At 59.0% G+C, this 25,918-nt stretch carries 26 protein-coding genes and 2 pseudogenes; 12 read left to right on the plus strand and 16 right to left on the minus strand.

Annotation, left to right across the window (positions count from 1 at the left end; all coding sequences use genetic code 11):
- Positions 1-81 precede the first annotated feature (81 nt).
- The 5 genes and pseudogenes from ACM6IR_RS10480 to ACM6IR_RS10500 all read right to left on the minus strand — a co-directional run bounded on the left by ACM6IR_RS10480 (position 82) and on the right by ACM6IR_RS10500 (position 5,406).
- Positions 82-501: a GNAT family N-acetyltransferase gene (locus ACM6IR_RS10480; RefSeq protein ID WP_414907646.1), complete on the minus strand. Its 420-nt coding sequence runs from the start codon at positions 499-501 to the stop codon at positions 82-84.
- Positions 502-838: 337 nt separating this feature from the next.
- Entirely contained in the window at positions 839-1,381 is a 543-nt protein-coding gene (locus ACM6IR_RS10485; protein WP_414907647.1) for a hypothetical protein, read from the minus strand.
- A 153-nt stretch (positions 1,382-1,534) separates the two neighbouring features.
- Positions 1,535-2,959 (minus strand): MFS transporter, encoded by a 1,425-nt coding sequence (locus ACM6IR_RS10490; RefSeq protein WP_414907648.1) that lies wholly within the window; start codon positions 2,957-2,959, stop codon positions 1,535-1,537.
- Positions 2,960-3,101: 142 nt separating this feature from the next.
- Positions 3,102-3,734: pseudogene (locus ACM6IR_RS10495) on the minus strand (glutathione S-transferase family protein).
- A 640-nt stretch (positions 3,735-4,374) separates the two neighbouring features.
- The gene (locus ACM6IR_RS10500) at positions 4,375-5,406 is read right to left on the minus strand and encodes a LacI family DNA-binding transcriptional regulator (RefSeq protein ID WP_414907649.1); all 1,032 of its coding nucleotides are present in this window, start codon (positions 5,404-5,406) and stop codon (positions 4,375-4,377) included.
- Between the two features lie 215 nt (positions 5,407-5,621).
- Here ACM6IR_RS10500 and ACM6IR_RS10505 point away from each other — a divergent pair, with 215 nt between their 5' ends.
- On the plus strand, positions 5,622-6,155 hold the full coding sequence (locus ACM6IR_RS10505; protein ID WP_414907650.1) for a gluconokinase: 534 nt from the start codon (positions 5,622-5,624) through the stop codon (positions 6,153-6,155).
- Between the two features lie 82 nt (positions 6,156-6,237).
- Positions 6,238-7,590: a GntP family permease gene (locus ACM6IR_RS10510; RefSeq protein WP_414907651.1), complete on the plus strand. Its 1,353-nt coding sequence runs from the start codon at positions 6,238-6,240 to the stop codon at positions 7,588-7,590.
- Between the two features lie 243 nt (positions 7,591-7,833).
- Here the strand turns inward: ACM6IR_RS10510 and alaC are convergent, their stop codons facing one another.
- A complete protein-coding gene (gene alaC, locus ACM6IR_RS10515) occupies positions 7,834-9,051 on the minus strand; it encodes an alanine transaminase (protein ID WP_414907652.1) in 1,218 nt (405 codons plus the stop codon).
- A 139-nt stretch (positions 9,052-9,190) separates the two neighbouring features.
- Between alaC and ACM6IR_RS10520 the strand changes: the two genes are divergently transcribed.
- The 3 genes from ACM6IR_RS10520 (at position 9,191) to ACM6IR_RS10530 (ending at position 10,939) form a co-directional block, all read left to right on the plus strand.
- Positions 9,191-9,853: a LysE family translocator gene (locus tag ACM6IR_RS10520; protein ID WP_414907653.1), complete on the plus strand. Its 663-nt coding sequence runs from the start codon at positions 9,191-9,193 to the stop codon at positions 9,851-9,853.
- A gap of 67 nt (positions 9,854-9,920) precedes the next feature.
- Positions 9,921-10,409, plus strand: a complete 489-nt coding sequence (locus ACM6IR_RS10525) for a GyrI-like domain-containing protein (RefSeq protein ID WP_414907654.1) — start codon at positions 9,921-9,923, stop codon at positions 10,407-10,409.
- Positions 10,410-10,450: 41 nt separating this feature from the next.
- Positions 10,451-10,939, plus strand: coding sequence for a GNAT family N-acetyltransferase (locus ACM6IR_RS10530; RefSeq protein WP_414907655.1), 489 nt, complete (start codon positions 10,451-10,453; stop codon positions 10,937-10,939).
- 176 nt (positions 10,940-11,115) lie between these two features.
- On the opposite strand, the gene ACM6IR_RS10535 is transcribed toward ACM6IR_RS10530, so the two are convergent.
- Positions 11,116-11,601: a GNAT family N-acetyltransferase gene (locus ACM6IR_RS10535; RefSeq protein ID WP_414907656.1), complete on the minus strand. Its 486-nt coding sequence runs from the start codon at positions 11,599-11,601 to the stop codon at positions 11,116-11,118.
- A 139-nt stretch (positions 11,602-11,740) separates the two neighbouring features.
- On the opposite strand from ACM6IR_RS10535, the pseudogene ACM6IR_RS10540 reads away from it, so the two are divergent.
- The 4 genes and pseudogenes from ACM6IR_RS10540 to ACM6IR_RS10555 form a co-directional block, all read left to right on the plus strand.
- A pseudogene (locus ACM6IR_RS10540) lies at positions 11,741-11,848 on the plus strand (DUF4440 domain-containing protein); the annotation flags it as partial.
- Between the two features lie 140 nt (positions 11,849-11,988).
- Positions 11,989-12,333: a YciI family protein gene (locus tag ACM6IR_RS10545; RefSeq protein ID WP_414907657.1), complete on the plus strand. Its 345-nt coding sequence runs from the start codon at positions 11,989-11,991 to the stop codon at positions 12,331-12,333.
- A gap of 27 nt (positions 12,334-12,360) precedes the next feature.
- Positions 12,361-12,852 carry an SRPBCC family protein gene (locus ACM6IR_RS10550; RefSeq protein WP_414907658.1) on the plus strand — a complete coding sequence of 164 codons (492 nt, stop codon included), beginning with the start codon at positions 12,361-12,363 and terminating at the stop codon, positions 12,850-12,852.
- Positions 12,852-14,087 carry an RNA polymerase sigma factor gene (locus tag ACM6IR_RS10555; protein WP_414907659.1) on the plus strand — a complete coding sequence of 412 codons (1,236 nt, stop codon included), beginning with the start codon at positions 12,852-12,854 and terminating at the stop codon, positions 14,085-14,087. The genes ACM6IR_RS10550 and ACM6IR_RS10555 overlap by 1 nt, the downstream gene beginning before the upstream one ends.
- A gap of 104 nt (positions 14,088-14,191) precedes the next feature.
- Here the strand turns inward: ACM6IR_RS10555 and ACM6IR_RS10560 are convergent, their stop codons facing one another.
- Entirely contained in the window at positions 14,192-15,046 is an 855-nt protein-coding gene (locus tag ACM6IR_RS10560) for a LysR family transcriptional regulator (protein ID WP_414907660.1), read from the minus strand.
- Positions 15,047-15,136: 90 nt separating this feature from the next.
- On the opposite strand from ACM6IR_RS10560, the gene ACM6IR_RS10565 reads away from it, so the two are divergent.
- A complete protein-coding gene (locus ACM6IR_RS10565; RefSeq protein WP_414907661.1) occupies positions 15,137-15,574 on the plus strand; it encodes a multidrug/biocide efflux PACE transporter in 438 nt (145 codons plus the stop codon).
- A 112-nt stretch (positions 15,575-15,686) separates the two neighbouring features.
- On the opposite strand, the gene ACM6IR_RS10570 is transcribed toward ACM6IR_RS10565, so the two are convergent.
- From ACM6IR_RS10570 to ACM6IR_RS10585, 4 genes are all read right to left on the minus strand, one after another.
- Positions 15,687-16,409: a TylF/MycF/NovP-related O-methyltransferase gene (locus tag ACM6IR_RS10570; RefSeq protein ID WP_046049529.1), complete on the minus strand. Its 723-nt coding sequence runs from the start codon at positions 16,407-16,409 to the stop codon at positions 15,687-15,689.
- Complete coding sequence (locus ACM6IR_RS10575) at positions 16,406-17,272, minus strand: hypothetical protein (RefSeq protein ID WP_414907662.1); 867 nt, start codon at positions 17,270-17,272, stop codon at positions 16,406-16,408. Before ACM6IR_RS10575 ends, ACM6IR_RS10570 begins: the two co-directional genes overlap by 4 nt.
- Before the next feature lie 253 nt (positions 17,273-17,525).
- A complete protein-coding gene (locus ACM6IR_RS10580) occupies positions 17,526-19,142 on the minus strand; it encodes an inorganic phosphate transporter (RefSeq protein ID WP_414907663.1) in 1,617 nt (538 codons plus the stop codon).
- 255 nt (positions 19,143-19,397) lie between these two features.
- Positions 19,398-20,420 (minus strand): transporter, encoded by a 1,023-nt coding sequence (locus ACM6IR_RS10585; protein WP_414907664.1) that lies wholly within the window; start codon positions 20,418-20,420, stop codon positions 19,398-19,400.
- A gap of 420 nt (positions 20,421-20,840) precedes the next feature.
- Between ACM6IR_RS10585 and ACM6IR_RS10590 the strand changes: the two genes are divergently transcribed.
- Positions 20,841-22,466: a methyl-accepting chemotaxis protein gene (locus tag ACM6IR_RS10590; protein ID WP_414907665.1), complete on the plus strand. Its 1,626-nt coding sequence runs from the start codon at positions 20,841-20,843 to the stop codon at positions 22,464-22,466.
- 83 nt (positions 22,467-22,549) lie between these two features.
- Here the strand turns inward: ACM6IR_RS10590 and ACM6IR_RS10595 are convergent, their stop codons facing one another.
- Both ACM6IR_RS10595 and ACM6IR_RS10600 read right to left on the minus strand, forming a co-directional pair.
- Positions 22,550-22,858, minus strand: coding sequence for a PepSY domain-containing protein (locus ACM6IR_RS10595; RefSeq protein ID WP_414907666.1), 309 nt, complete (start codon positions 22,856-22,858; stop codon positions 22,550-22,552).
- A gap of 216 nt (positions 22,859-23,074) precedes the next feature.
- Positions 23,075-24,202: a glycerophosphodiester phosphodiesterase gene (locus ACM6IR_RS10600; RefSeq protein ID WP_414907667.1), complete on the minus strand. Its 1,128-nt coding sequence runs from the start codon at positions 24,200-24,202 to the stop codon at positions 23,075-23,077.
- A gap of 234 nt (positions 24,203-24,436) precedes the next feature.
- Here ACM6IR_RS10600 and ACM6IR_RS10605 point away from each other — a divergent pair, with 234 nt between their 5' ends.
- A complete protein-coding gene (locus tag ACM6IR_RS10605) occupies positions 24,437-24,763 on the plus strand; it encodes a DUF2025 family protein (protein WP_414907668.1) in 327 nt (108 codons plus the stop codon).
- A gap of 124 nt (positions 24,764-24,887) precedes the next feature.
- Here ACM6IR_RS10605 and ACM6IR_RS10610 read toward each other — a convergent pair whose 3' ends face one another.
- Both ACM6IR_RS10610 and ACM6IR_RS10615 read right to left on the minus strand, forming a co-directional pair.
- Complete coding sequence (locus ACM6IR_RS10610) at positions 24,888-25,211, minus strand: antibiotic biosynthesis monooxygenase family protein (protein ID WP_414907669.1); 324 nt, start codon at positions 25,209-25,211, stop codon at positions 24,888-24,890.
- Positions 25,208-25,915: a CTP synthase gene (locus ACM6IR_RS10615; protein ID WP_414907670.1), complete on the minus strand. Its 708-nt coding sequence runs from the start codon at positions 25,913-25,915 to the stop codon at positions 25,208-25,210. Before ACM6IR_RS10615 ends, ACM6IR_RS10610 begins: the two co-directional genes overlap by 4 nt.
- Positions 25,916-25,918 lie beyond the last annotated feature (3 nt).

The following is a 25,918-nucleotide window of genomic DNA, read 5'->3' on the forward strand; positions in this document are numbered from 1 at the left end:
GGGGCCGCTGCATTCACCATTTTCAGTGACTGATACACCGCCTTCGCGAGCAGGCTCGCTCCCACAGGTGAACTCAGCCCCTCAAGCGGCGGCCGGTTCCAGGCCCATGGCGATCATCGGTTTGCTGCGTGCGTAACGGGTCAGGCGTTCGACCATGGCATACGGCATTTGCGGATCGAAGGAAAACCCGCGGCGTTCGTAAAAGCCACGCAAGTCCGGATGGCAGAACAGCCAGACTGGTTGTTCGAGACCTTTCACCGCTTGCGCAATCAACGCCGCCGCGATCCCTTGCTCACGACAGGCCGGATCGACGAACAAACCGGTCAGCCAGTGGCCGCCTGAAACGGGTCGCAAACACAGCGCACCAATGATCTCATCGCGCCGGGCGACCCACAATTGAGCGTCGCGGACCGCTTTCATCGATGACTGGTGGGCGCGATAAAACTTGTTCATCAAGGGCCACAAAGGCTCGGCGAGCAAGGTGTACTGGGTGTCAGGCATAGTGGTGGACTGTCGGTGTGCAAAGCGGGCGATTATAAAAGAACGCGCGCGCGGGGATAGGTGTATACCTGATCTCACACCCCGTATGAGTGGAGTAAGTATCATGGCCAAAGGCATGGATTCAAAGAAAGCAGCGAAGAAAAAACCGGCGAAAACCGCTATTGAAAAGCGTGCGGACAAAAAGGCCAAAAAGGTGGATGTGTTCGGTCATTAAGCTCTAAGCCCCTCCTGTAGGAGCGAGCTTGCTCGCGAAGGACTCAACGATAACGCGTTCTTCCTGAATAAAATGCGTTGCTCTCAGTTTCTTCGCGAGCAAGCTCGCTCCTACGGGGCGTGGTTAAAGCGAGGCGAGGAACTTGTCCATAACCTGGCTGCTGCCGCTGCTGCTGTCTGCATTCCCGGTCGTCGCCAGCTTCAACTTGTCTTGCACGCGCTGGGCCATCTCTTTGCCGATGGCCTGCTGTTGTGCCGGCGGCATCGCTTTCACATCGGCTTCCGTCAACCCCATCTCTTTGAGAATGCTGTCGTGCAAGCGCTGCTCGGGCGATTTGCTCATGTAGTCCTTGAAGTCGGTCATGGCCGTGGTATCGCCGTACGTTGGCACATTAGAGGTCCCTGCGGCTTGCAGCGCCACGCGGGTTTTTGCGAATGCCTCATTGACGTTGTCGCTGATGGTGTTGGCCGCCGTGACTTGCTGGGTGGCGGACGTCAGGCCGGAGGCCTGGACGTTGGCGCTGTTCTGCACCGTTTGCACAACCGCGTTGTTTTGCGCGCTCTGGATCAAGCCGCTGTACAACGCACTGGCCGCAGCCGTGGTCGGGTCCATGTCTGTACGTTGCGGTGGCTGAACGATGGGTGTTTGTTTTGCATTGACCAACATGATGAATGGACCTGTAGGTAATTGCTGTCCGCACTGCAGGAGCAATTACCATGCCGTCACTGTCGCCCAGTGTTTTCAAAGAGCGCAAGCGGCGAATGACGATGCAGGCGGTCAACGCTTGCCGCTTGGCGGCAGTGGTCGACCGCACTGTCGTCAACGGTGCGCAATATTCTCCAGCGCCAGGTTGCGGGTGCGTGGACCGAACCAACCGATGGTCAACATCACGATCAGCATGCTGCTGACAATAAACGCCAACACCCCAGGCGTACCGAAGTGTTCGAGAAAAATCCCGATCAGCAAACTGCTGAACACCGTCGACAAACGACTGAAGGAATAACAGAACCCCACCGCCCGGGCACGGATGTTGGTGGGGAACAATTCACTTTGGTAGGAGTGATAGCTGAAGCTCAGCCAGGCATTGCAGAAGGTGATCATCACCCCGCAGAAGATCAGGCCGAATGCGCTGGTCTGCAACGCGAACAGTGTGCCGAAGGTCATGGCGCCCAATGCCGAGCCGACAATTTGCCATTTGTTCTCGAAGCGGTTGGCGAACTTCACGAACAGCAGCGGCCCAAGCGGGTAGGCGAGGGTGATGATGAACGCGTACATCAGGCTATGAGTCACGCTCACGCCCTGGCCTGAGAGCAGCGCCGGCAGCCAGTTGCCGAAACCAAAGAAACCGATGGCCTGGAACACGTGAAACACAATCAGCATAAAGGCCCGACGACGATAGGGCGGCTGCCAGATATCGGCGAAACGGCCCGTGCCCTGAATCTCCACCGCTGCCAGTTCCGGTTCATCCAGCGGCTTGCCCTGATCCTTTACGCAGCGGGCTTCAATGCCATCGAGAATCTTGCTGGCCTCGTCAAACCGTCCATGCTGGGCCAGCCAGCGCGGTGACTCCGGCAAGCGCTTGCGCAACCACCAGATGAACAACGCAAACACCGCGCTTGCCAACACCACCCAGCGCCAACCGGACACCCCGAACGGCGCTTGCGGCACCAGCCACCACGACATCAGCGCCACCGCCGGCACCGACAAAAACTGCACAAAAAATGCAAAGGCAAACGCCGAACTGCGCATGCGTTTGGGTACCAGTTCCGAGAGATAGGCGTCGATGGTCACCAGTTCGATACCCAACCCGATGCCCACCAGAAAACGCATGCAGATGATGCCCAGCGCTGAACTTTGAACGCCCATCGCCACAGTCGCGACCGTGTACCACACCAGCGCAAAGGTGAAGATCGCGCGCCGGCCGAAACGATCGGCCAGCGGACTCAAGACACTCGCGCCGAGGAACAACCCAAGAAACGTTGCCGAGGCGAAGGCAGCCTGGTCGGAGAAGCCGAACACCCCCTGACTACCGGTGGCGAAGATGCCGTCGCGGATCAGGCCCGGGCTGATGTAGGCGGTCTGGAACAGGTCATAGAGCTCGAAAAAACCACCGATCGACAGCAGCGCCACCAACCGCCAAATAGTTGAAACAGCAGGAAGTCGGTCAATGCGGGCGGAGATCTGCGCGGCACGAACGGGGTCGATGCCATCGGATTGAGCGGTGATGGGGGATTGGGCAGGCATGAGCGGATCCAATTTTTGTTGAAGAGGAAGCTTAGCCTGCTATCGGAAATCAATGCGTGCGAATCTCGGCGCGTTTGCATCGAGATTCGCCAGATTATTGCAATGAACGTTCAAACTTTGCTGGTTTATAGCGTGGGGCCGCTCAAGGCAGGCCGTTACAGCCGTGTTTCAGGAACCCCGGGCGTTGCGCCAACCGTTGGAAATATTCATCGATGGCTGGGTAGTCGGGTCGTTCCATGGGGGTCATCAGCCAGCGGTTGACGGAGAGCCCGAGGACAATGTCGGCCAGCGTGAAGTGTGGCCCGGTGACATAGGCTTTGGTGGCTGCGAGTTGATGCTCGAGGATGGCCATTTTCTGGTTCCAGCCGCGGATGCCGACCGCAATGCGATGCGCATCCTGGAATTCCGGGTCTTTGCGCACCAGCGCCGTGAATGCATAGCTCCAGGAAGGGTTGAGTTCGGTGGCTTGCCAATCCATCCACTGTTCCACCCGGGCACGCGCCGCCGGTTCGTGCGGCAACAATTCGGTGTTTTGGTGTTTGCCAGCCAGGTAGCGGCAGATGGTGTTCGATTCCCACAGCACACCGGCCTCGTCGATGATCACCGGCACCTGCGCGTTGGGGTTGAGCCTCAGAAACTCCGGAAGGTGAGTCGAGGTGAAACCGCTGCCCCAATCCTAACGCTCATAGGAAACTCCCAATTCCTCGCAAGTCCACAGGACTTTTCGGACGTTGATGGACGAAGCTTTACCCAGAATTTTCAGTGCATGTTCCATTTGGCTACTCCTTCAGCGATTCGACGCTTCAGGACTCTAACAGTGATTTCAAGCGGGGTGCCAATTTGAGCAGGAAGGCTTGCACCGGGTTGGTGTTCATCCATCAAGCGATCAGCGGGATGAGGAACACCATCAAGATTAGTTGAAAACCCATGACGTGGCGTTTGGAGCCGTACTGCTGTGTAGGAAGGGGCTGAAGGAAAGCGGTTTCAGCCGGTTTCCGGAGGCTACGGTTTCTTGCGCCATTGCCTACAACTACGCCAGAATCCGCCGGCTTGTGCGTCTGGTGTCCGGACTCTATCGTTCCGTGTCGCTGTCAATTCAGCGATCGGGTCTAGCAGCCTGGGCACTTTAGACGCATAACGTCCACCGTTCGTGATCAGTTCACGTTATGGCGGCTGTGCGTGGGAAGACCTTCGGGTCTACCGGGTTCTAGAGTCCTGGTCTGCTAGCCCGCGCACAGCTGCCACCTTATTTTGTAGCAGCTGGCGAAGCCTGCGTTCGGCTGCGCAGCAGTCGTAAAACCTGAGCACACGGTCTTCCTGAAACCCCGCGCCGGCTGATCTTACGACTGCTGCGCAGTCGAACGCAGGCTTCGCCAGCGGCTACAAAGAGCGTGTTTCGCGAGTCTCTGGCTGTGTCAGGTACTCTCGCGCACCATCAACTCAAACCCCATGTCCTGCACCGGTTTCGCCACCGTGTTGCCTGCCATCAAGGTCAGCATTTGCTCAGCCGCACGGCGGCCAATGGCCTCGCGTGGGGTGCTGATGCTGCTCAGGCGCGGGACCATGTGGGCGGAGGCCGGCAGGTCGTTGAAGCCAAGGATCGCCACTTGTTCCGGGATCTTGATCCCGCAGCGCATCGCCTCAAGCAGCGCGCCCTGCGCCAGGTCGTCGTTACCGAAGAAAATCGCATCGACCTCCGGATGACTGGCGATCAGTTGCAGAAACAATTCGCCGCCCAAACCGACGGAGGAAGCGCGCGGTGTCAGCACTTCCAGATCCGGGTCATACAAACCGGCCTTTTGCAGGGCTTTGCGAAAACCTTCACCGCGCAGCAACGTGCGTTGATCCAGTTGCGCGCCGATATAGGCCAGACGCTTGCGACCGCGCGACAGCAAATGTTCCGCCGCTGTTTCACCGGCCGCGAGCTGCGAGAAACCCACACAATTGAGGCCCGCCGCGCTGTCCAGTTCCATCATGTACACGCACGGAATGTTGCTCGCCTCAATCATTCGTCGCGAGCTTTCGGTGCGATCAAACCCGGTCAGAAGCAACCCTCGCGGCTGATAGGCCATGTAGTTGCGCAGCAGGTTTTCTTCTTCATCGCGCGAGTAATGGAAGTTGCCGATCAGCACTTCGAAGCCCTTGGGGCGTAACACCTGATGAATGGCTTCCAGCGTGTCGATGAACAACAGGTTGGACAGCGAAGGCACCAGCACCACCACCGAATGGCTCTGCGCCGAGGCTAGCGCGCGGGCGGCGGGGTTGACCACATAGTTGAGTTCGAGGGCGGCTTTCTGGACTTTTTCCACCAGTTCAGTGGCCACGGTGCTGACGCCGCGCAAGGCGCGGGAGGCGGTGATCGGGCTGACACCGGCCAGGCGTGCCACTTCGTTGAGGGTAGGGCGGCCAGTGGTGCGCGTATTTTTATCGTTTTTGGGAGAGATCATCGGACGGCTTGCCAAACAAAATTCGAGGCACTAAGGTAGCGCTGTCTCGATGCAGCTGCAAATGCGTGAGCGGGGTTTGCCTGAACCTCGCTTTTCGGCGTTGGGAACGAACATGCTGCAACCCACAAAAATGACAAGAAGGCGTCGGCAACTTCTACTTTTCGTCTAGTGTCATAACTGGCAAAGGTAGCGCTGTCTGCGCGCTGAGGTGTTACATGAATCATCCCATCACCGCCCTGGTCATCATGGGCGTAGCCGGTTGCGGCAAGACCTGCGTTAGCGAGGCCTTGTGCCAACTCAGCGGCGCAACGGCCATTGAAGGCGACACTTTCCACCCTGCCGCCAATATCGAAAAAATGAGCGCGGGTATTCCCCTGAACGACGACGACCGTGCCGGCTGGCTCCTCAGCCTGTGCGATGAACTGCGCCGCGTAGAGGCCAAGGGCCAACGTCCGGTGCTGACGTGTTCGGCCCTCAAACACAGTTACCGCGAAGTGCTGCGCAGCGCCTTGCCAGGCCTGGGCTTCGTGTTCCTTGAGCTGACCCCTGAAGTCGCCGCCGACCGTGTGTCCCATCGTCCTGGCCACTTCATGCCGTCGACGTTGATCGCCAGCCAGTTCGCGACCCTCGAATCCCCCGTGGGCGAGCCCCTGACCCTGGCCCTCGATGCGTCGAACCACAGCGTCGACGAATTGGCCCTTCAGGCGCACCACTGGTGGCTGGAACATGGCTTGAAGCGCGCCGTATGAGTTTTGCTCACAGAGATAGCGCTGTCCTTATGACGTGCGAATTACCCGCTTTAATAACAACAACAACCAGGAGACACCCCTAATGTTTGGCATGTCCCACGAGACGTTCCTGCTGCTCGATGCAGTGGTCACGGTGATCGGGCTTATCGTCCTGATCACCAAATTCAAGCTGCATCCTTTCATTGCTCTGATCATTGCCGCCGCTTTTCTCGGGCTGACATCCGGCATGCCGATCGGCACCATCATCAAAGCGTTCCAGGACGGTTTCGGTGGCGTACTTGGTTTCGTCGGGATCATCCTGGCGCTGGGGACGATGCTCGGCAAAATGATGGCCGAGTCGGGCGGGGCGGATCAAATTGCCCAGACCCTGATTCGTGCATTCGGCAAGGACAAGGTGCAGTGGGCCATGATGTTCGCCGCCTTCCTGGTCGGCATTCCGCTGTTCTTCGAAATCGGTTTCGTGTTGCTGATCCCGCTGGTGTTCATCGTCGCCCGTCGTACCGGCGTGTCGATCATCAAAATCGGCATCCCTCTGCTGGCCGGTCTGTCCGCCGTGCACGGTCTGGTGCCGCCGCACCCGGGTCCGCTGCTGGCCATCGGCGTGTTCGGTGCCGACATCGGTAAAACCATTCTCTATGGCCTGATCGTTGCGCTGCCAACCGCCATCATCGCCGGCCCGATCTACGGCACATTCATTGCCAAATACATCCCCGGCCATCCTAATCAGGAACTGGTGGATCAACTGGCTCGCGAGCCTGAGGCGGCAGAACTGCCGAGCTTCGGCATCACCCTGGTCACCGTGCTGTTGCCGGTGTTCCTGATGTTGCTCAAGACCTTTGCTGACGTGGCGCTGCCGGATGGCAATTTCTTGCGCACCTTCATGGACCTGGTCGGTCACCCGATCTCGGCGCTGTTGCTGGCCTTGCTGCTGTCGCTGTACACCTTCGGCCACCGTCAGGGCATCGACTCCAAACGCATTCTGAAATTGCTCGATGCGAGCCTTGCGCCGACCGCCGCGATCATTCTGATCATCGGTGCCGGTGGTGGCTTCAAGCAGATGCTGGTGACCAGCGGTGTGGGTGATGTGATCGGCCACATGGCGGTGAACGCACAGATCTCGCCGATCCTGCTGGCCTGGCTGGTGGCGGCGGTGATTCGCGTGGCCACCGGTTCGGCGACCGTGGCGACCATTACAGGCGCGGGCATTGTGGTGCCGGTGGTGGGGATGATTCCGGGTGTGAACCGTGAGCTGCTGGTACTGGCGACCGGTGCCGGTTCGTTGATCCTGTCTCACGTCAACGACGCGGGTTTCTGGCTGGTGAAGCAGTACTTCAACATGACCGTTGCGGAAACCTTCAAGACCTGGACGGCGATGGAAACCATCCTGTCCATCGTGGCGCTGTGCTTTATTCTGCTGTTGTCGATGTTCGTCTGACACAAACGCCAGACACAAAAAAACCGCAGCGATGCGGTTTTTTTGTGGGTGATGAATCGAAATCCCTGTCCCTGTCCCTGTCCCTGTAGGAGCTGTCGAGTGAAACGAGGCTGCGATCTTTTGATCTTGTTTTTTTAGATCAAAATCAAGATCAAAAGATCGCAGCCTCGTTTCACTCGACAGCTCCTACAGTGTTCGGTGTTCGGTGTTCGGTGTTCGGTGTTCGGTGTTATGTGTCAGGTGTCAGGCGTTGGTTTTGCTGATCAGCCCATCCGCCCGGAACATCGCGCGTATTCCGCGCACGGCCTGGCGAATCCGGTCCTGGTTTTCGATCAGCGCGAAGCGCACGTGATCATCGCCATATTCCCCGAAACCCACACCCGGCGAGACGCAGACCTTGGCCTCGGCCAGCAGTTTCTTGGCGAACTCAAGCGAGCCCAGGTGCGCATATGCCTCGGGAATCTTGGCCCAGACGTACATCGACGCTTTCGGGTTTTCGACCATCCAGCCCAGCTCATGCAGGCCTTTGACCAGCACGTTGCGCCGCTGGCGATACTGCTCGGCGATGTCTTTGACGCACTGCTGATCGCCTTCCAGCGCCGCAATGGCCGCGACCTGCAGCGGGGTGAACGTGCCGTAGTCGTGGTAGCTCTTGATCCGCGCCAGGGCATTGACCAGCTCCGCGTTGCCGACCATGAAACCGATGCGCCAGCCCGCCATGTTGTAGCTCTTGGACAGGGTGAAAAACTCCACCGCGATGTCCTTGGCGCCGGGCACTTGCATGATCGACGGGGCTTTCCAGCCGTCATAGACGATGTCGGCGTAGGCCAGATCGTGCACCACTAACACGTCGTACTGCTTGGCAAGGGCGATCACGCGCTCGAAGAAGTCCAGCTCCACGCACTGCGCGGTGGGGTTGGACGGGAAACCGAGGATCATCATTTTCGGTTTCGGGATCGAACCGCGAATGGCACTTTCCAGCTCGGCGAAGAAGTCCACGCCCGGAATCAGCGGCACTGAACGCACCTGGGCGCCGGCAATCACGGCACCGTAAATGTGAATCGGGTAGCTTGGGTTCGGCACCAGGACGGTGTCGCCCTGGTCGAGGGTGGCCAGCATCAAATGCGCCAGGCCTTCCTTGGAGCCGATGGTGACAATGGCTTCGCTTTCCGGGTCGATGTCGACCTCGTAGCGATCCTTGTACCAGTTGGATATCGCCCGACGCAGACGCGGAATACCCTTGGACGTCGAGTAACCGTGGGTGTCTTCGCGTTGCGCAACGGTGACCAGTTTTTCGACGATGTGCGGCGGTGTGGGGCCGTCGGGGTTGCCCATGCTGAAGTCGATGATGTCTTCGCCACGACGACGGGCGGCCATCTTCAGCTCGGCAGTGATGTTGAAAACGTAAGGGGGGAGTCGATCTATGCGCGCAAAGCGGCGCGGCGAACCTGGGTTGGCCATTGTTGCCTCGTATAACGTGAGCGCCCGGAACCGTCCGAGCGACGCTGGCCACTGCGGTGGCCTGTTGCGGAAGATAAGGGCTGGTATGGCACACTGTCCAGAGACGATGTAAACAAATTTGTCCGAAGGAAAAGGATTAATGGAATTCACCAGTGGCTTCTTGCTGAGCCTTTCGCTGTGCCTGGACATTGGCGTGGCCAATATCGCGATGATCACGCTGGCGATGCAGCGCGGCTATTTCCAGGGCTTTGCGCTGGGGTTGGGGACCTGTGTCGGTGACCTGATTTACGCAGTGCTGGCGTTGGCCGGCATGACCGTTTTGCTGCAGTACGAAACCGTACGATGGGTGCTATGGATCGGTGGTTCGGCGCTGCTGGTGTATTTCGCGGCGAAGATGATCTATTCGGCGATTCACCACGAAGCGGTGCTGGCGCAGGCCGGGGACGTGGGGCAGAACTCGCACCGCAAGGAGTTTTTTCGCGGGATCTTCCTGGCCATGTCTTCACCGAGTGCGATTCTCTGGTTCGCTGCGGTGGGCGGCACACTGATCGCGCGTTCGGGTGGGGCCGGGGCGCTCAGCTCGGCGTTGTTCTTGAGCGGGTTCTTCTGCGCCGGACTGCTTTGGTGTGTGGGGTTGTGCTTGGCGGCGAGCCACGGCGGCAAGTTGTTGGGCGATAAACTGTTGCGTTATTCGTACATGGCATCGGCGGCGATCTTCTGCTATTTCGCGGTCTACGTGATCCTATCGGGTTACAACGAGTTTGTCGGTGCGGGCGCCATCGAGCCGTTGCACGCACTGTAACTGGGCGAATCGGGTTTGGCTTCTATACTCCCAGCCAAACCCACCTTTTTGATCCAGGAGTCGAGTCATGGATGAGCCAACAGGCGTCGCACCGACTGGGCCACGCATCGAACGCGGGCACTTTCTGCTCATTGCAGGGTTTGGCGGACGATTTACCACGGCTACAAAGAAAAACATCCCAAAGCTCTGGGATAGGTTCATTCCCGAGATTGGCAAAATTCCCGGTCAAAAAGATGAAGTCACCTACGGCATCTGCTGCAATCCGGATGGCAAGGGCGGCTTCGAATACATCGCCGGCGTCGAAATCAGCAAGCTCGACGACCTGCCCGACAAGTACCGCTGGGTCGAGGTTCAGCCTCAGCAGTACGCGGTGTTCGAACACCAGGGCACGCTGGACACCTTGCCCCAAACCTTTCAATACATCTGGAAAACCTGGCTGCCACAGTCCAAATACAAAGCGGCGGACGCGCCGGAGTTCGAACGCTACAGCGAGGACTTCAACCCGAAGCTCAACACCGGTGTGCTGGAAATCTGGCTGCCGATCAAGGCGCAATAATTTATGATCGCCAGCCTCTTTATCGCTGAATCCGAGCTGCCATGAACCTCGTCATCCGCCACGTCACACCTGCTGATCTGGATCGTTGCTACGCCATCGAAACCGTCGCCTATGAAGGCGACGAAGCCGCCACCCGCGAGAAAATCGCCACGCGCATTGCCACCTGGCCCGAGGGCTTTATCGTCGCCGAAGTCGACGGCGTGGTAGCCGGTTTCATCAACTCGGGTGCGGCGTTTCAGGTGGAAATGTCGGACGAGGCATTCAAGGAATTGATTGGCCACGACCCGAAGGGCCCGCATGTGGTGATCATGTCGGTGGTGGTGCATCCGGATTATCAGGGGCAGGGTTTGGCGAAACGCTTGATGGGCGAATTCATCGAGCGGATGCGTACGTTGAACAAAACCAGCATCAACCTGATGTGCAAGGAGCGGCATATTGCGCTCTATGCCGGGATCGGGTTTGCCTACATCAAGCCTTCAGCGTCTGACCATGGCGGCATGGCGTGGCATGAGATGGTGTTGAAGTTGTAACCCTCTCGTCAGGACATTGCAGATTAAATGTGGGAGCGAGCTTGCTCGCGATGACGGCCTGACATTCAACAGAAATATCGACTTTCAGACCGCCATCGCGAGCAAGCTCGCTCCCACACTGGTTTTGTATTGATAGTCGGTCCGTGGGTCGGCAAACAGTGGAAATTATTGCTCTCTCAGAAAATCAGGCCCATCCGCCGTTCATAACCTATCCGGCCCTTGTAGGCCTCGCCGCTGTCTGCCCAGCCGAATTTTACGTAAAGCGCGATGGCGGCTGCATTGTCCGCATCCACCGACAACTCCAGCGCTTTTATTTCCGGAAAGGCCTGACGCGCCACCTCGGGCAGGGCGTGCAGGCAGGCCTTGCCATACCCTTTGCCCTGAGCCCGGTGATCGACTTGCAGCGCATGCAAGGTGGCGCTGTGTTCATCGGCCCAGGCCGGTAATACCGGTGGGCGTTTGAGCAGCAGGAAGGCGACGGGGACTTCTTCGGCGAGCAGGGCAAACCCTTTGACGCCAGGGCCCGGCTTGGACAGCAGGGTGTGCAACGCCCCGTGGATGTCGCCGGAGAATTTGATTTGTTCTGTGTGAACTTCGATGGCCTCGACCTGCTGGCGCTGGAGCGCGTTCAGGCTTTCGTAAGGCACGAGTCGGGCTGTCACTGGAGTGTCCTTTTTCCAACAAAGATAAGCCACAGATTCTAGCGAGTTTGTGTTCATGGTTTTTTTATTTCGAGTGTCGATTTGGTATTTCGCCAGACGACTAAGGGTGTCTTCACGATAAACCTTTCGGAGAATCGTCATGAATGCTCTCACCGCTCAAACCGAAATCCAGACCCTGATTGAAACCTATCGTCAAGCCGTCATCGCCAAGGATGTGGAAAAAGTCATGGCGCTGTACGCGACCGACGAACACTGGGCCCCGTTCGACATGATGAGCGGCACGGCCTTGTTCGACCTGAAACCCTGATTGTCCGGTTGATTCGTCGGGAATGTCGCGAAAGCACCTATCTGCAGCCATAGTTGATCAGTTCGATTAGGGAGAGCCCTATGAAATATTTATGCCTGGTCTACAGCAACGAGCGCGAATTGCACGCGTCGCCTGAAAGTCCCAAGGACGCCGAGTGCATGGCCTATGCCGAGTCGATCCAGGGCAGCGGCCGGATGGTCGCGGCCGAGGCACTGGAGTCGGTGCAAACCGCGACCACCGTGCGCATGCGCAACGGCAAAATGTCGATCACCGACGGGCCTTTCGCCGAAACCAAGGAGCAGTTGGCCGGCTTCTACCTGATCGATGCCAAAGACCTCAATGAGGCCATTCAGGTCGCCGGTAATATTCCGGCGGCCCGGGTGGGCTGTGTCGAGGTGCGTCCCGTTCGTCAGTTGAATCCCTGAATAGAAATCACAACCCAGGAGAGCCCCATGAGCCCACAGCCTTTTCAACACCCGCCTGCGGAATTCGGGTTGTCCATCAGCCGCCTGATCGACGCACCGCGCAACAAAGTCTTCCGCGCCTGGACCGAGCCGGCCTTGCTCGTGCAGTGGTGGGGGCCTCATGGGATGACCACCCCTGAGTGCGAAATGGATCTTTGGGTCGGTGGCCAGTTTCGGACCCTGATGCGCGCCCCGGACGGCGCCGAATACCCGACCATGGGCGTGTTCCTCGAGATCACCGCGCCTGAGCGGCTGGTGTTCACCGATGCCTTCATCCCGGGCTGGATTCCGTCGGGTAAACCCTTCATGAGCGCCGAAGTGACGCTCGAGGACCGGAACGGCAAAACCCTCTACACCGCGCGCGCCATGCACTGGTCCGAAGAGGATCGCAAGGCTCATGAGGCCATGGGCTTTCACGTCGGCTGGGGGCAGAGCCTCGATCGGCTGGTGACGCTGGTGACCGAAGGCATGCCGGACTGATGCCTGGCGAGTCGGTTCGGGCGCGGGTCGAGCAGGTTTACCGCGAAGACTCGCGGCGGGTGCTGGCGACCCTGATCCGTTTGCTGGGGGATTTCGACCTCGCGGAAGAGGCCTTGCACGAGGCGTTTTTCGTCGCGATCGAGCGCTGGCAGCGTGACGGCGTGCCGGACAACCCGCGCGCCTGGCTGGTGTCCACCGGGCGCTTCAAGGCCATTGATGTGTTGCGTCGGCGCGCACGCTTCGCCGCGTCCCGGCCAATGTTGGTCACTCAACTGGAGGCGCTGGAGCAGGCTGACTGGAGCGACGAAGACGTGGAAGATGACCGCCTGCGCCTGATCTTCACCTGTTGCCACCCGGCACTCGCGGCGGACGCTCAAGTGCCGTTGACGTTGCGGGAAGTCTGCGACTTGACCACAGAAGAAATCGCCCGGGCGTTTCTCTCGGCGCCGACCACCATCGCCCAGCGTATCGTGCGGGCCAAAGCCAAGATTCGTGACGCGAAAATCCCTTATCAAGTGCCAACCCTGGCTGAGTTGCCGGAACGCCTCGACAGCGTACTGCGGGTGATCTATCTGGTGTTCAACGAAGGTTACTCGGCATCCGTCGGTGCGCAATTGACCCGTGAAGACCTGACCCGCGAGGCGATTCGGCTCGGCCGATTGTTGATGGAGCTGTTGCCGGAATCGGAGGTGATGGGGCTGCTGGCACTGATGCTGCTGCACGAGTCGCGTCGCCCGGCGCGGACCTCGTCCAGTGGGGATCTGATTGTGCTGGATGAGCAGGACCGTTCGCTGTGGGACGTCGGGATGATGACCGAAGGCTGCGCGCTGGTGGAACGGGCGTTGACGACGGGGCGTTTCGGGCCTTATTGCCTGCAGGCGGCCATTGCGGCGGTGCATGCGCAGGCGCCTTCGGCGGGGGAGACGGACTGGCCGCAGATTGTCGGCCTGTATGACGTACTGTTGGCCGCCGTGCCTTCGCCGGTGATCGAGTTGAACCGTGCGGCGGCAATCTCCAAACGGGATGGACCGTTAGCGGCGTTGACGCTGGTGGAGGATATTCTGGCGCGCGGGGAGTTGCTGGATTACCACTTGGCGCATTCGGCGCGGGCGGAATTTTTTCGGCAGTTGGGGCGGGTCGAGGAGGCCAGGGCGGCGTATCAACGGGCGCTGGAATTGACCCGGCAGGTGCCGGAGCAGCGGTTTATCGAGGCGCGGATCAGGGCGTTGGAGTGAGGTGAATTCGCTGTCCCCTTCGCGAGCAGGCTCGCTCCCACAGTTGATCTTCATGGCGCCACAGATCCAATGTGGGAGCGAGCCTGCTCGCGAAGGGCGCACCGCTATTCCAGCATCTTGCTCAACAACCAGCTCCCTGCCGGCCCCGGCGGGTGCAGGCGTGACCACAGCGCATCGACAAACACCGATTTGGGCCAACCGCGCACCTCCAGTTCCACCAGCGTCCCGCTATCAAACCGCCCCACCAGCCAGCGCGGCAATGGCGCCCAGCCAAACCCGCCCTGGGCCATTTCCAGCAGCATCAGGTAACTCGGGGCCGACCAGACGCGCCCCTTCGCACGGCTTTCATACGGATTGACGATGGTCGCCAGACGCAGCTCCCGATGCTGTTGCAGCACCTCCTGATCGATACCGCTCAGCGCCGCCAACGGATGCTCACGGGACACAAACAAGGCAATTTCCGTGCGTTCCTCGACAGTCGAACTGACCAGGTCCGGCGGATAACTGTCCTGCATTTCTGCGAAAGCAACGTGCGCCCGACCGCGTTGCACCAACGCCACCAGGTCATCGCACTCAGCAATCAAACATTCGAGTTCCAAGTCCGGATAACGCTGTTCGAAGGCACTCAGTGCCGCTTCGAACCGGTCGGACTGATAGGTGTCGGAAATCGCTACCGTCAGCTTCGCCTCAACCCCTTGGGACAGTTGGCTGGCCGTCATTTCCAGACGGCTGGTGGCGGCCAGAATGTCTTCGGCCCGTTGCAACATCACATGCCCGGCCGGGGTGAGTGTAGGTTTTCGGCTGCTACGGTCGAACAGCGTCAGGTTCAGGTCAATCTCCAGGCTGGCGACCGCTGCGCTGATGGTCGACTGACTGCGGCCAAGCTTACGTGCCGCTGCAGAGAACGAGCCTTGGGTCGCCGCTTGCACAAAGGCTTGCAACACTTCCTGAGAAGCCATGAACTATCGCCTTGATCGATGGTTATTGGTTAGGAAGTATCGGGGTGAGGGACGATCATGGCAACCATCGTCACTCAAGGATTTCTGCTCATGAACGCCAACAAAACCATCACCGAACGTATTTTCCAGGCCATGGGTTTCGAACTGTTGGCCATCCTGATCTGTACGCCGTTGCTGGCCTGGATCATGGACAAGCCGATGCTGGAAATGGGTGTTGTCACCCTGCTGATCGCAGCCCTCGCCCTGGCCTGGAACGTGGTCTTCAACGGCCTGTTCGATCGTGTGCTTGAGCGTTTCAACATCGTGCACAACGCCTGGGTTCGAATCGTCCATGCGTTACTGTTTGAGGGCGGTCTGGTCGCGGTCGGTGTGCCGCTGATTGCCTGCTGGCTGAACATCAGCCTGTGGCAAGCGTTCCTGCTGGACATCGGCGTGTTGCTGTTTTTCCTGCCGTACACCTACGTTTACCACTGGGTGTATGACGTGGTGCGCGAGCGGCTTGTGCTGCGCGAGTCTTGCGAAGGGTAAAAGAAAAAAGATCTTGTGTGCGAGCCTGCTCGCGAAGAGGATTTCACATTCAACATTGATGTTGACTGATCGGGCGCCTTCGCGAGCAGGCTCGCTCCCACAGGGTTATGCGTTAGACGTGGAAATAACCTACGCAGGAGTCGAACGGCAAGCGCTTGAGCTCGATCTTGTTCAGGTCGAGCACTTCGCGCAGGGCTTTGGTTTCGCCCGGGAAGTTGCGGTAGGCGACTTCGTCCAATACCACGATCGCGCCTTTTGGCATGTACGGCAGGAACGTTTCCAGCGCGACTTTGGTCGATTCGTACAGGTCGGTGTCGAGGATCAGCATGGCCACGACCAGGTCCGGACGGGTCTTCACCCACTCAGGCACGGTTTTGACGATGTCGCCTTTGACCAGCTCGCAACGCGGGATGCGGTTGACCGGGCGCAGCAGGTCGTTGGCGTCGATCATGTCCTGGATCAACGACTGGTCGGTGTCGGAGAACATGGTCTCGTTGACGTCGGCCGGGTCTTCGTTTTTGTCGATGCTCTGGAAACCTTCGAACGTGTCGAAGCCAACGATCGAACGGTTGATCGCATACGGTTCAAGAATCATCGACAAGTGCATATAGAGCATCAGCGAGTTGCCCTTGTACACGCCGCACTCGATGATCGCGCCCGGTACTTCGGCGACTTTCTTGAACAGCTCCATGCGCGACAGGGCAGCGGTCACGCCGATGCGGTTGGCGAAGACAAAGGGTGCGTCGGCTACATACTCGGCATCGACCCGTTTCAGGACATTGGCACGGGTTTCGTTGTACTGGGCCTCTGCAGGCGTGATGCGACGCTTGGTCATGCTTCGATTCCTTGGAAATTAGAAAAGTCGTGGGCGTGGAAATAGTCTTTGAAGCCTGCGCCGACATCCGGGCATGCGCTGTCGACGTTGATGGCGCCGCGTTTGTGCTTGAGGTCGTCGAGGTGCATCAGGCGGAAGTCCACGCTGAAGCGGGTTTGATTGGTGTGGTTGGCCACCGTGCCGTGCAGGTGCGAACCGGAGAAGATCAGCATCTCACCGGTATTGCCGGCAATGCGCACTTCGGACGCGGTATTGATTTCTTCCAGCGGCACCGGATGCACGCGGACCTCCTCTTTGAGGTTGTCCTTGGCTTTATGCCGCTGGTTGCTGATCCAGTCGTTGAGGCTCCATTCGCTGGAGGTGTTCTTCACCGGCACGTCGAAGTAGCCGCCGTTGATCATCATGGTCTGGTCGGGGCTGATGGTGTGCACCGGCATCCAGGTGTTGATCTGGCAATCGACGCTGCCATACCAGGTGTCGCGATGAGGTTTGTAGGCGTAGCTGACACCGGCGTGCAGGTACTCGTAGTTCGGCACCACGCGAATGCGCGGTACGTCGAAAATGTATTCACGAGGGTCGGCACCGATCTCGTCGATGAACGACAGGATCAGATCCTTGGCGCGTTGGCTGTTGGTGAACTGGCCCTTCAGGCGAGTCACCAGCACCACGAATTCTTCCACCGGCATCAGCGTGTGCAGCGCCTGGTGACGGGTCTCGCCGTCGAAAGCGGCGGTGATGCTTTCCTGGGCGAACGCACACAGCTCTTTGGCGGCGCGTAGCTGAGTGTTCAGGAAAATGTCGCCGGCGTAGATGGCTTCTTTGAAGTCAGCTTTGTGCTGAAGCTGATTGATGTACAGATTCACGATTCCTCTCCTGAATGCATCGAGTCTCTTAAGAATCGGCAACACGTTAACAAACTGAAGTGCGGTCCGGCGGGTGATGGATCAATAAAAGCGTAATCCCCTGAATTTGCGACGAAATGCTTTCTCCAGGCCAAAAAAATCCCTGTAGGAGCGAGGCTTGCCCGCGAAGAACGATAACGCGGTCATTTGTATACCGCGTTATCGTTCTTCGCGGGCAAGCCTCGCTCCTACAGGGGTTACATGTTGAGGCTGGTTAAAATATTTGGGTGAACAACCAATACAAACTGCCTGACAACAAAATCGCTGCCGGCAAGGTCAGCACCCAGGCCATCAGTAGATTGCGGACGGTCTTCATCTGCAGCCCGCCACCGTTGGCGACCATGGTCCCGGCCACCCCCGAGGACAGCACATGGGTGGTCGACACCGGCAGACCGAACATGTCAGCGGCGCCGATGGTCAGCATGGCCACGGTTTCCGCCGACGCACCCTGTGCATAGGTCAGGTGGGTCTTGCCGATTTTTTCGCCGACCGTCACCACGATGCGCTTCCAGCCGACCATGGTGCCGAGCCCCAGGGCGATGGCCACCGCGATTTTTACCCACAGGGGAATGAACCGCGTGGCGTTGTCGATTTGCTGTTTGAACAGTTGCAGTTTGCCGGTGGTGTCAGCATCGAAGTTGCCGACTTTGTTCTTGTCCATCAGGCGAATGGTTTCGCTGGTCAGGTACATGTCGTTGCGCACGTTACCCATGGCCTCGGCCGGGACTTTCGACAGTGAGCCGTAGCCTTTCACTTCGTTACCGATGTTGCCGGTCAGCGCGGCGAGGGCGGGGATCAGTTGCGGCGTCACTACCTTGCTGCGCACGTAATCGGACAGCACCGGGCGCGGGTCGGCCGGCGCCGGCAGCGGTGCACTTTTGACCAGGGCTTGCTGAGTGACTTCGGCCACCGCCGCGAACTGCAGGGCTTGATCCGCCGGCATCGTGCGGTTCAGCGCATACGCCATCGGCAGGGTGCCCACCAGAATCAGCATGATCAGGCCCATGCCTTTCTGACCGTCGTTGGAACCGTGGGCGAAAGACACGCCCGTGCAGGTCAGGATCAACAGGCCGCGAATCCACCACGGTGGCGGGGTGTCGCCCTTTGGTGCCTTGTACAGTGAGCGATTCTTGACGAAAGCACGCAGGGCCAGCAGCAACAGTGCGGCAAAGCCAAAGCCGATCAGCGGCGACAGCAGCAGCGCATAACCGATCTTGATCGCTTGCGCCCAGTCCACGCCGCTGGTGCCGTCGCGGCCATGCATCAAGGCATTGGCCACGCCGACACCGATGATCGAACCAATCAGCGTGTGCGACGACGACGCTGGCAAGCCCAGCCACCATGTGCCGAGGTTCCACAGGATCGCCGCGATCAGCAGGGCGAAGATCATCGCGAAACCGGCGGAAGAACCGACTTGCAGAATCAGCTCCACCGGCAACAGGGCGATGATGCCGAACGCCACCGCGCCGCTGGACAGCAGCACGCCGAGGAAATTGAAGAAACCGGACCAGACCACCGCGAAATGCGGCGGCAGCGAATTGGTGTAAATCACCGTGGCCACCGCATTGGCGGTGTCATGGAAACCGTTGACGAACTCAAAGCCCAACGCAATCAGCAGCGCCACGCCCAACAGCAGAAACGGCGTCCACGTGGTCACCACGGTGCCGAGTTCGCTCATGTCGTGCATCAGGCTGTAGGCCGTGAACAACAACCCGCAACCCAGCACGGCAAAAAACACCACGATGGTGAGCAGGCCGGGTTTTTTGTCGAGTTGCGGTTTGGTGCCGCTGACGGGAGCCTGTGCAGCGGCGGTAAAGGTAGGAGTAGCCATAACGGACAATCCTGAGTAAGGAGGAGTATCGGTCATGATCGTTGCTGAATGTTACAGAGAAACTGCCTCAGATCAGGGTTTGGTTTTTTTGCCGGGGCATTGATCCAAATGACACGGACCTGTAGCAGCTGGCGAAGCCTGCGTTCGGCTGCGAAGCAGTCGTAATTGCGGAACTCTCGGTGTGCCTGAACGAATCACGACTGCTTCGCAGCCGAACGCAGGCTTCGCCAGCTGCTACAAGAAGCGCGCAGGCTCTCAATAATCCTGACGCTTGCGAAACGCCCAGCGCCCGGCAATCGCGGTAAACGTCACGACCAGCGCCACCAGAATCCAGAACCCTTCGGGGTCCCCTGAAAGCGGCACACCACCCACGTTCATGCCGAAGAAACCGGCGATGATGTTGATCGGCAATGCCAGCACCGTGACCACGGTCAAGGTGAACAGTGTGCGGTTGCTCTGTTCGTTGAGGTTGGCGGCAATTTCTTCCTGCAACAGCTTGATCCGCTCGCCCAGTGCGGTGAGGTCGTTGATGATCAGCGCAAACTCCTCGGTGGACTTGCGCAGTTCCTTCACGTCTTCTTTTTGCAGCCACTGTGGCGGGCGATTGAGCAGGCGCAGCAACGAGCCTGGCTCCAGCGCCAGCAGCCGTTGCAAACGTACCAACACCCGGCGATTGGCGCCCAGTTCCGCACGGTTGGTCGACAGTCGCGAGGACAGCAACTCGTCTTCGATCTGATCGACACTCTGGCTGGTCTTGCGCACGATCTGGGTCAGCACTTCGCCCTGGTCGCGCAGCAAATGCACGAGCAATTCCAGTGGTGAGCGAAAGCATTCACCGCCCTTTACCGACGAACGCAGTTTGTCCACCGAATGCAGTGGTTGCAGGCGTGCGCTGATGATCAAACGACTGCGGGCGCAGACCCACAACGTCGAGACATCGGACGAAACCATGCTGCTGAGGTTGAACACCACGTCGTTGACCACCGCCAGCAACGCCGAGTCCACGTGCTCGATGCGGGTCGAGCGCGAGCCTTCGTGCAAGGCTTCGAAAAACTCGTCCGGCAAATCCAGATTGCTTTTCATCCAGCGCTCGCACGCGGCATGCGCCAGGTTCAGGTGCAGCCAGAGAAATTCGTCGCTGTCGTCCAGTTGTTGCAGGCAGTGCAACGCCTTGGCCGAATCGATCTCCCGACCGCGTTCGCCTGGGCGAAAACTGAAACCGTAAAGCAGGCCGAACAGGTCTGAGTCGCGATGGCTTTGATCGATGCTGTGGTTCATTAGTGCTCGCAATGGGGGCGCAATCGCTTTATGTAGCAGCTGGCGAAGCCTGCGTTCGGCTGCGCCCCTGTGGGAGCGAGCCTGCTCGCGAAGAGGCAGTGTCAGTCGACATAAATGCAGCTGACATATCGCCTTCGCGAGCAGGCTCGCTCCCACAGGGGCGGGTCGCGTTACGGCGGGGTTCGCAGGTTCACGTGAGCCGCATCATCGCAAGGAGTTTTGACAGTTTTGTGACCGTTGAATGAAGGCTTGATAGTGGCCATGCCGGTGGTCGGAATGTATTCAAGAACCGCTCTGGCATGCCGATTACGCAGACGTTAACTTGCATGGCTTTGGCCTCGAACCAAGGTCGCAGACAGGGATGTCCGGACACTTTTCACGCCGCGTTGTGGCGTGCCTCATCCCTGTCATGAGTATCACTTGATGCTGCAAAAATCCCTGAGAGCACAAATCCTCGCCTTGTTGAGTGGCAGTCTGTTGGCCATGTTGCTGATCGCCCTGGCCTGCTTTCATTTCCTGTCCAGCGGCGTACAGAGCTACGCGAATCTGATCGATGGCCCACTGCACACCTCGCAACTGGTCGACGAAGCCAACCTGCAATTCAAAGTGCAGGTTCAGGAATGGAAAAACGTCCTGCTGCGCGGCAAGCAACCGGCCGATCTGGACAAATACTGGAAACAGTTCGAAGACCGTCAGCGCGACGTGCAGCGCATCCTCGGCGAACTGGCCACGCAGAAAGGCATCGAGCCGCTGCTCAAAACCCGCATAGAACGCCTGCGCGACGAACACCGACAGTTGGGCGCGGCTTACCTGAAGGGCCGCGATGCTTATGTGGCAGCCAGTGCCGACCCCTTCGCTGGCGACACCGCCGTCAAAGGCGTGGACCGTGCGACCAGCGATCAGATGAGCGAACTGGTCAGCGAGTTACGTAAGCAGGGCGCCGAGCAGTCGACGCTGATCAGCGCCAGCGCCGATCGTACTGTGTTGCTGGGAATCATCGTGATGCTCGGATCAGGTCTGTTGATCGGCCTGTTGAGCCTGTGGCTGGTCAACCGCAATCTGGTCGAGCCGATTCGTAAACTGATCGAGTACGTGGCGCAACTGAGCCAGGGCAAGTTTGCCGAGCGCGTGGCCAGCAGCCGTCAGGACGAGTTGGGCAAGCTGGCGATAGCGGCCAACACCTTGCGCGATTTTCTCGCCGAAACCTTCAGCCATTTGCAGCGCAGTGCCAAGGATCTGGACAGCGCCAGCGGCGAGCTGAATTCGATCGCCAGCCTCATGGCTGGTGGCACCAATGAACAGTTCAATCGCACCGATCAAGTGGCCACGGCGATGAACGAAATGTCCGCCACCGCTCAGGAAGTCGCACGTCACGCCGCCGACGCGGCCCGTGCGGCCGACGATGCCGACCAGTCCGCCCAGCAGGGCGAAAGAGTCATGCAGGGCACCATTCACACCATCACTCAAATGCGCGGCGAGATCGCCAATACCGCCACGGTTATCCGTCGTCTGGAAACTGACAGTGGGCGCATCGGCAAGGTGCTGGAAGTGATTCGCGGCATTGCCGAGCAGACCAATTTGCTGGCACTCAACGCGGCCATCGAAGCGGCGCGTGCCGGTGAAGCCGGGCGCGGTTTCGCGGTGGTGGCCGATGAAGTCCGCAGCCTGGCACAACGCACGGCGGCGTCGATCATCGAGATCAACCAGATCATCCAGACCGTACAAACCGGAGCGGTGGACGCGGCCCAGGCGATAGAAAGCGGTCAGTCGCGCAGTGAAGAAAGCGTCCAGCAAGTGACCGAGGCCGGCGCCATGCTTGAGCGAATTACCCTCGCGGTGGAAGCTATTCGCGACATGAACCGCCAGATCGCTACCGCCGCTGAAGAGCAGACGTCGGTAGCCGAAGACATCTCGCGCAACCTCACCGAAATCACCAGCATCGCCAGTACCAACCTGGACAACGTGCAACGCACCGAAGCGGCGAGCCACAACCTGCACGGGTTGTCGGGGCAATTGAATGAAGTGACGGCGCGCCTGAACGCGTAATGAACAATTTCAGCGATCGAGCCCGATACTGAATGCACAAAAGCCGCACGATCCGAACATCGTGCGGCTTTGTTATACGGGCATCAGGTGTCTTGTTTGCTTTTCAGGACTTCGCCGGTGGCGGCGTTCAAATCCACGTCCCATTCAACGCCTTTAGCGTCGCGCACTTCGACTTCGTACTCATAGCCGTTGAAGTGGTTGTCCAGGTCGCGGTCGGTAATCGTGGCCCCCGGGTGCAACTTCAGCACGATCTGGTCCAGCGCTTCCTGCGGCTTGATCTTGCCTTCTTTGACCAGTTGAGGAATCTGATCGATCGGTACATCACCAGCCTGGGCCATGCCAGCCGTGAGGGTCAGGGCCGCAGCGGTGAGCAGGGCCATCAGGGTTTTCATGAAGTTCTTCCTTGGGTGAGCTGTTTAAGTGGGGCCAGATTAGCGGTGGCGACTTAATTCAGCCTTAATTCCAGGGACCGCGCTGTTTGTAAAAGCTTCGCGGGCAAGCCTCGCTCCTACGGATTTATATCGATCACGAACATGGCGAACGACATCAACCCGTAGGAGCGAGGCTTGCCCGCGAAGAATTCAACTCGGTGCATCAGCTGACGCGGATCAATACCCGTTGTTCTGCAGCAACTGCGCAACACTGGCGGCAGCCGGACGCTTGTAGAATTTCAACAGTTCGCTGGCGCGGTTGGTGAAGATGCCATCGACCCCGGCGTCCATGGCTTTCTGGTAATCCACCGCATCGTCGAGGGTATAGACGTGCACCAGCAAGCCCTGGTCGTGGGTGTACTGGTTCATCCACGGCTTTACCAGGTCCGAGTAGCTCTGATCGCCACCCTGGGTCAGCGCAGCAGAAGGGCCGGTGCCGATTGCACCCTGGGCCTTGGCGTAGTCGACCCAGCGCTGGAACTCGGCGATGTCCTTTGGTTCCTGTCTGGCGTAGAAAGTGGCTTTGTCCTTGTCGCCTGACTCGGCAAAGGTCACTTTGGACTTAGGCTCGATGCTGCCTTCGCCGACCCACAACAGCAGGACTTTCGGCACGCGCGGCATTTCTTTTTCCAGCAGTTCGAGGCTGCTCTTCTCAAACGTTTGCAGCACCACCTTGCCTTTGCCCTGGCCGACAGCCAGTTCGCTTTTCGCCAGTTTCGAACCGGCCGGGCTCAGCCAGCCTCGATCCTGCAATTTATCCTTGAGGTCACGCTCGATGCCGGGGAATTGCTTCGGCTCCTTGGTCTCGATGTACAAGCCGGGCTTGTGCAACGGATTGCCTTGGGCGATGTCGATGATTTCATCCAGCGTCAGAATTTTCAGACCGGCGTAGGAAGGACGTGCGCGATCCGGGTAAGCGGTATTGAACCAGCTGCCGGCATCCAGGGTTTTGAGTTCGGCAAGGGTGAATTCGTTGGCGGGGCTGTCCTTGCGCTCGGGGAACCGGGTGGCCACATCGGTGGTGCGTTGCAGGTTGTTATCGTGCAGGGCAAACAGCACGCCGTCCTTGCTGCGTTGCAGGTCCATTTCCAGGTAGTCGGCGCCCAGATCGCGGGCCAGTTTGTAGGCCGCGGCGGTGGATTCGGGGGCATCGAACGACGCACCGCGGTGAGCGATGACCGCCGGGTGCGGGATGCCCATGGTGGTCGCCAGCGCGGTGGGGCTGGGCTCACTGGCAGCCTGTGCCTGGCCGAGGCCGAGCATCAGGCTCAACACCAGGGCGCTCTGGGTGAAGGTGGCGTGCATGGTCGAGATCCTTTCGTAATGTGTTTTCACAGAGGTCTCTTTTAACAACTGAATGCTGCCGGCGCTATCGCCAGACCGACATTAGCCTGTTTAAAGCCAATTTTTTCGGCGCTTTTGTGCGGTTCCTTGCAGTACTCTTGGCCGAGGCGTTTCTCCGGCAGAGGGAAACCCGTTCGCTAGCCCTGCGTGTAAACCATCGATCACCGGTTCTTGACGACCCATTGTGAGGTTTATATGCGCATCACTTCCGAGCTTATCTGCCAGGCCGCCGACCAACTCAAAGGCTTCGTCGGCCTCAATCGCAAGACCGGCCATTACCTTGTTCGTTTCAGTGAAGATGCCTTCGGCATGGACGTAGCGGACGACGGCATTATTCCTGTGAGCGAGTTTGTCTGGGCGCCGGGGGCGGAGCAGACCATGACGCTTAAACGTGAGTTGATTCAGTTGCTGCTGAATCAGAATGTTGATGACCGGATCAACATCACCGAGCCGCTGCGGGTGTATATGAGTCGGCGGGAAGTGCCGGAGATTTCGGCGGTGCGCAGCCTCGTTCAGGGCTGAGTTTTTGCGGTGGATGGATCGGCCTCTTCGCGAGCAAGCTCGCTCCCACAGGGGAAATGTGTCGTACACAAAACCTGTGGGAGCGAGCTTGCTCGCGATGAGGGCCTAAACGACCCCGCACCTATTACTGCTGAAACAGATAATCCCGCTCAACCTTGCACACCCGCGTATGGCAACTCGCATACCATGTCGAACGCCCGCGCTCACGAATCGCGCTGTGCTCGGGATGCTGCTTCCACGCCAGGATCGCCGCTTCACTGGTCCAATAGGACACCGTAATCCCGAGCCCATCCTCGCCACGAGCCGACTCCACACCCAGAAACCCCGGCTGCTCACGCGCCAGTTCCACCATGCGTTCAGCCGCCTCGGCGTAACCTTGATCACCTTCGGTGCGCAGTGAGGTAAAAATCACGGCGTAGTACGGCGTTGCCGGTGTTTGAGCAATCATGATTTGCGCCTCGCACACGCTTCGATCAACGCGCGAACCAGCGGCGGCAGAATGCCTTTCAGCGCCGCACGTTCAGGCTGAAACAGGGTCGCGACAAAGAACGGATGACCTTTGAGCTCCACGGCCCGCAAATCCCCCAAGGTATCGTGGCCCACGGCGCACAGCTGCCGGGTCAGTAACTCACGTTCAAACGCTGGATTAACCCCGTAGCGGCAGTGATAGCCTTCGACAATCTCGGCGCTTTCGTACGCGTTGGCGATCAACGAGCCTTCAACCAGCTGAATGCTGTCGGCGGCTTCTACCAGTGAGCAGCTCAGTGGCGAGACCACGGCTCGCGTCGCCTCGGGGTTGGTTTCGCCATGCTCGGCATCTTCCCAGCCCAACACGTTTCGAGCGAACTCAAGCACCGCGTGTTGGAAACCGCCACAGGTGCCGAGGAACGGTCGTTGTTGCTCCCGGGCGAAACGGATCGCCCGCAACGCGCCGTCCATGTCGCGATAAGGACTGGCGGGCACGCACCAGAAACCGTCGAAATCGTGCAGCGCGGTGCTGGCGTTGATGCGGTCAGTGGCCAGCCATTCAAATTGCACGTCCGTGTTGGCGTGTTTGGCGGCCATGTCGAGGGCGAGGGGGATCGCTTGGTGGGCGGTGACTTGCGGGTCGTAATCACCGATCAGGGCGATGCGCAGAGTGCTGGCTTCCATGAA

This window comes from Pseudomonas sp. IT-P253 (assembly GCF_949768125.1).
Lineage (GTDB): Bacteria > Pseudomonadota > Gammaproteobacteria > Pseudomonadales > Pseudomonadaceae > Aquipseudomonas.

What these genes read in the sequence shown, in the direction of transcription:
- ACM6IR_RS10480 (WP_414907646.1), bottom strand. Translation starts at nt 501, where the DNA reads ATGCCTGACACCCAGTACACCTTGCTCGCCGAGCCTTTGTGGCCCTTG.
- ACM6IR_RS10485 (WP_414907647.1), bottom strand. Translation starts at nt 1,381, where the DNA reads ATGTTGGTCAATGCAAAACAAACACCCATCGTTCAGCCACCGCAACGT.
- ACM6IR_RS10490 (WP_414907648.1), bottom strand. Translation starts at nt 2,959, where the DNA reads ATGCCTGCCCAATCCCCCATCACCGCTCAATCCGATGGCATCGACCCC.
- ACM6IR_RS10500 (WP_414907649.1), bottom strand. Translation starts at nt 5,406, where the DNA reads ATGATCTCTCCCAAAAACGATAAAAATACGCGCACCACTGGCCGCCCT.
- ACM6IR_RS10505 (WP_414907650.1), top strand. Translation starts at nt 5,622, where the DNA reads ATGAATCATCCCATCACCGCCCTGGTCATCATGGGCGTAGCCGGTTGC.
- ACM6IR_RS10510 (WP_414907651.1), top strand. Translation starts at nt 6,238, where the DNA reads ATGTTTGGCATGTCCCACGAGACGTTCCTGCTGCTCGATGCAGTGGTC.
- alaC (WP_414907652.1), bottom strand. Translation starts at nt 9,051, where the DNA reads ATGGCCAACCCAGGTTCGCCGCGCCGCTTTGCGCGCATAGATCGACTC.
- ACM6IR_RS10520 (WP_414907653.1), top strand. Translation starts at nt 9,191, where the DNA reads ATGGAATTCACCAGTGGCTTCTTGCTGAGCCTTTCGCTGTGCCTGGAC.
- ACM6IR_RS10525 (WP_414907654.1), top strand. Translation starts at nt 9,921, where the DNA reads ATGGATGAGCCAACAGGCGTCGCACCGACTGGGCCACGCATCGAACGC.
- ACM6IR_RS10530 (WP_414907655.1), top strand. Translation starts at nt 10,451, where the DNA reads ATGAACCTCGTCATCCGCCACGTCACACCTGCTGATCTGGATCGTTGC.
- ACM6IR_RS10545 (WP_414907657.1), top strand. Translation starts at nt 11,989, where the DNA reads ATGAAATATTTATGCCTGGTCTACAGCAACGAGCGCGAATTGCACGCG.
- ACM6IR_RS10550 (WP_414907658.1), top strand. Translation starts at nt 12,361, where the DNA reads ATGAGCCCACAGCCTTTTCAACACCCGCCTGCGGAATTCGGGTTGTCC.
- ACM6IR_RS10555 (WP_414907659.1), top strand. Translation starts at nt 12,852, where the DNA reads ATGCCTGGCGAGTCGGTTCGGGCGCGGGTCGAGCAGGTTTACCGCGAA.
- ACM6IR_RS10560 (WP_414907660.1), bottom strand. Translation starts at nt 15,046, where the DNA reads ATGGCTTCTCAGGAAGTGTTGCAAGCCTTTGTGCAAGCGGCGACCCAA.
- ACM6IR_RS10565 (WP_414907661.1), top strand. Translation starts at nt 15,137, where the DNA reads ATGAACGCCAACAAAACCATCACCGAACGTATTTTCCAGGCCATGGGT.
- ACM6IR_RS10570 (WP_046049529.1), bottom strand. Translation starts at nt 16,409, where the DNA reads ATGACCAAGCGTCGCATCACGCCTGCAGAGGCCCAGTACAACGAAACC.
- ACM6IR_RS10580 (WP_414907663.1), bottom strand. Translation starts at nt 19,142, where the DNA reads ATGGCTACTCCTACCTTTACCGCCGCTGCACAGGCTCCCGTCAGCGGC.
- ACM6IR_RS10585 (WP_414907664.1), bottom strand. Translation starts at nt 20,420, where the DNA reads ATGAACCACAGCATCGATCAAAGCCATCGCGACTCAGACCTGTTCGGC.
- ACM6IR_RS10595 (WP_414907666.1), bottom strand. Translation starts at nt 22,858, where the DNA reads ATGAAAACCCTGATGGCCCTGCTCACCGCTGCGGCCCTGACCCTCACG.
- ACM6IR_RS10600 (WP_414907667.1), bottom strand. Translation starts at nt 24,202, where the DNA reads ATGCACGCCACCTTCACCCAGAGCGCCCTGGTGTTGAGCCTGATGCTC.
- ACM6IR_RS10605 (WP_414907668.1), top strand. Translation starts at nt 24,437, where the DNA reads ATGCGCATCACTTCCGAGCTTATCTGCCAGGCCGCCGACCAACTCAAA.
- ACM6IR_RS10610 (WP_414907669.1), bottom strand. Translation starts at nt 25,211, where the DNA reads ATGATTGCTCAAACACCGGCAACGCCGTACTACGCCGTGATTTTTACC.
- ACM6IR_RS10615 (WP_414907670.1), bottom strand. Translation starts at nt 25,915, where the DNA reads ATGGAAGCCAGCACTCTGCGCATCGCCCTGATCGGTGATTACGACCCG.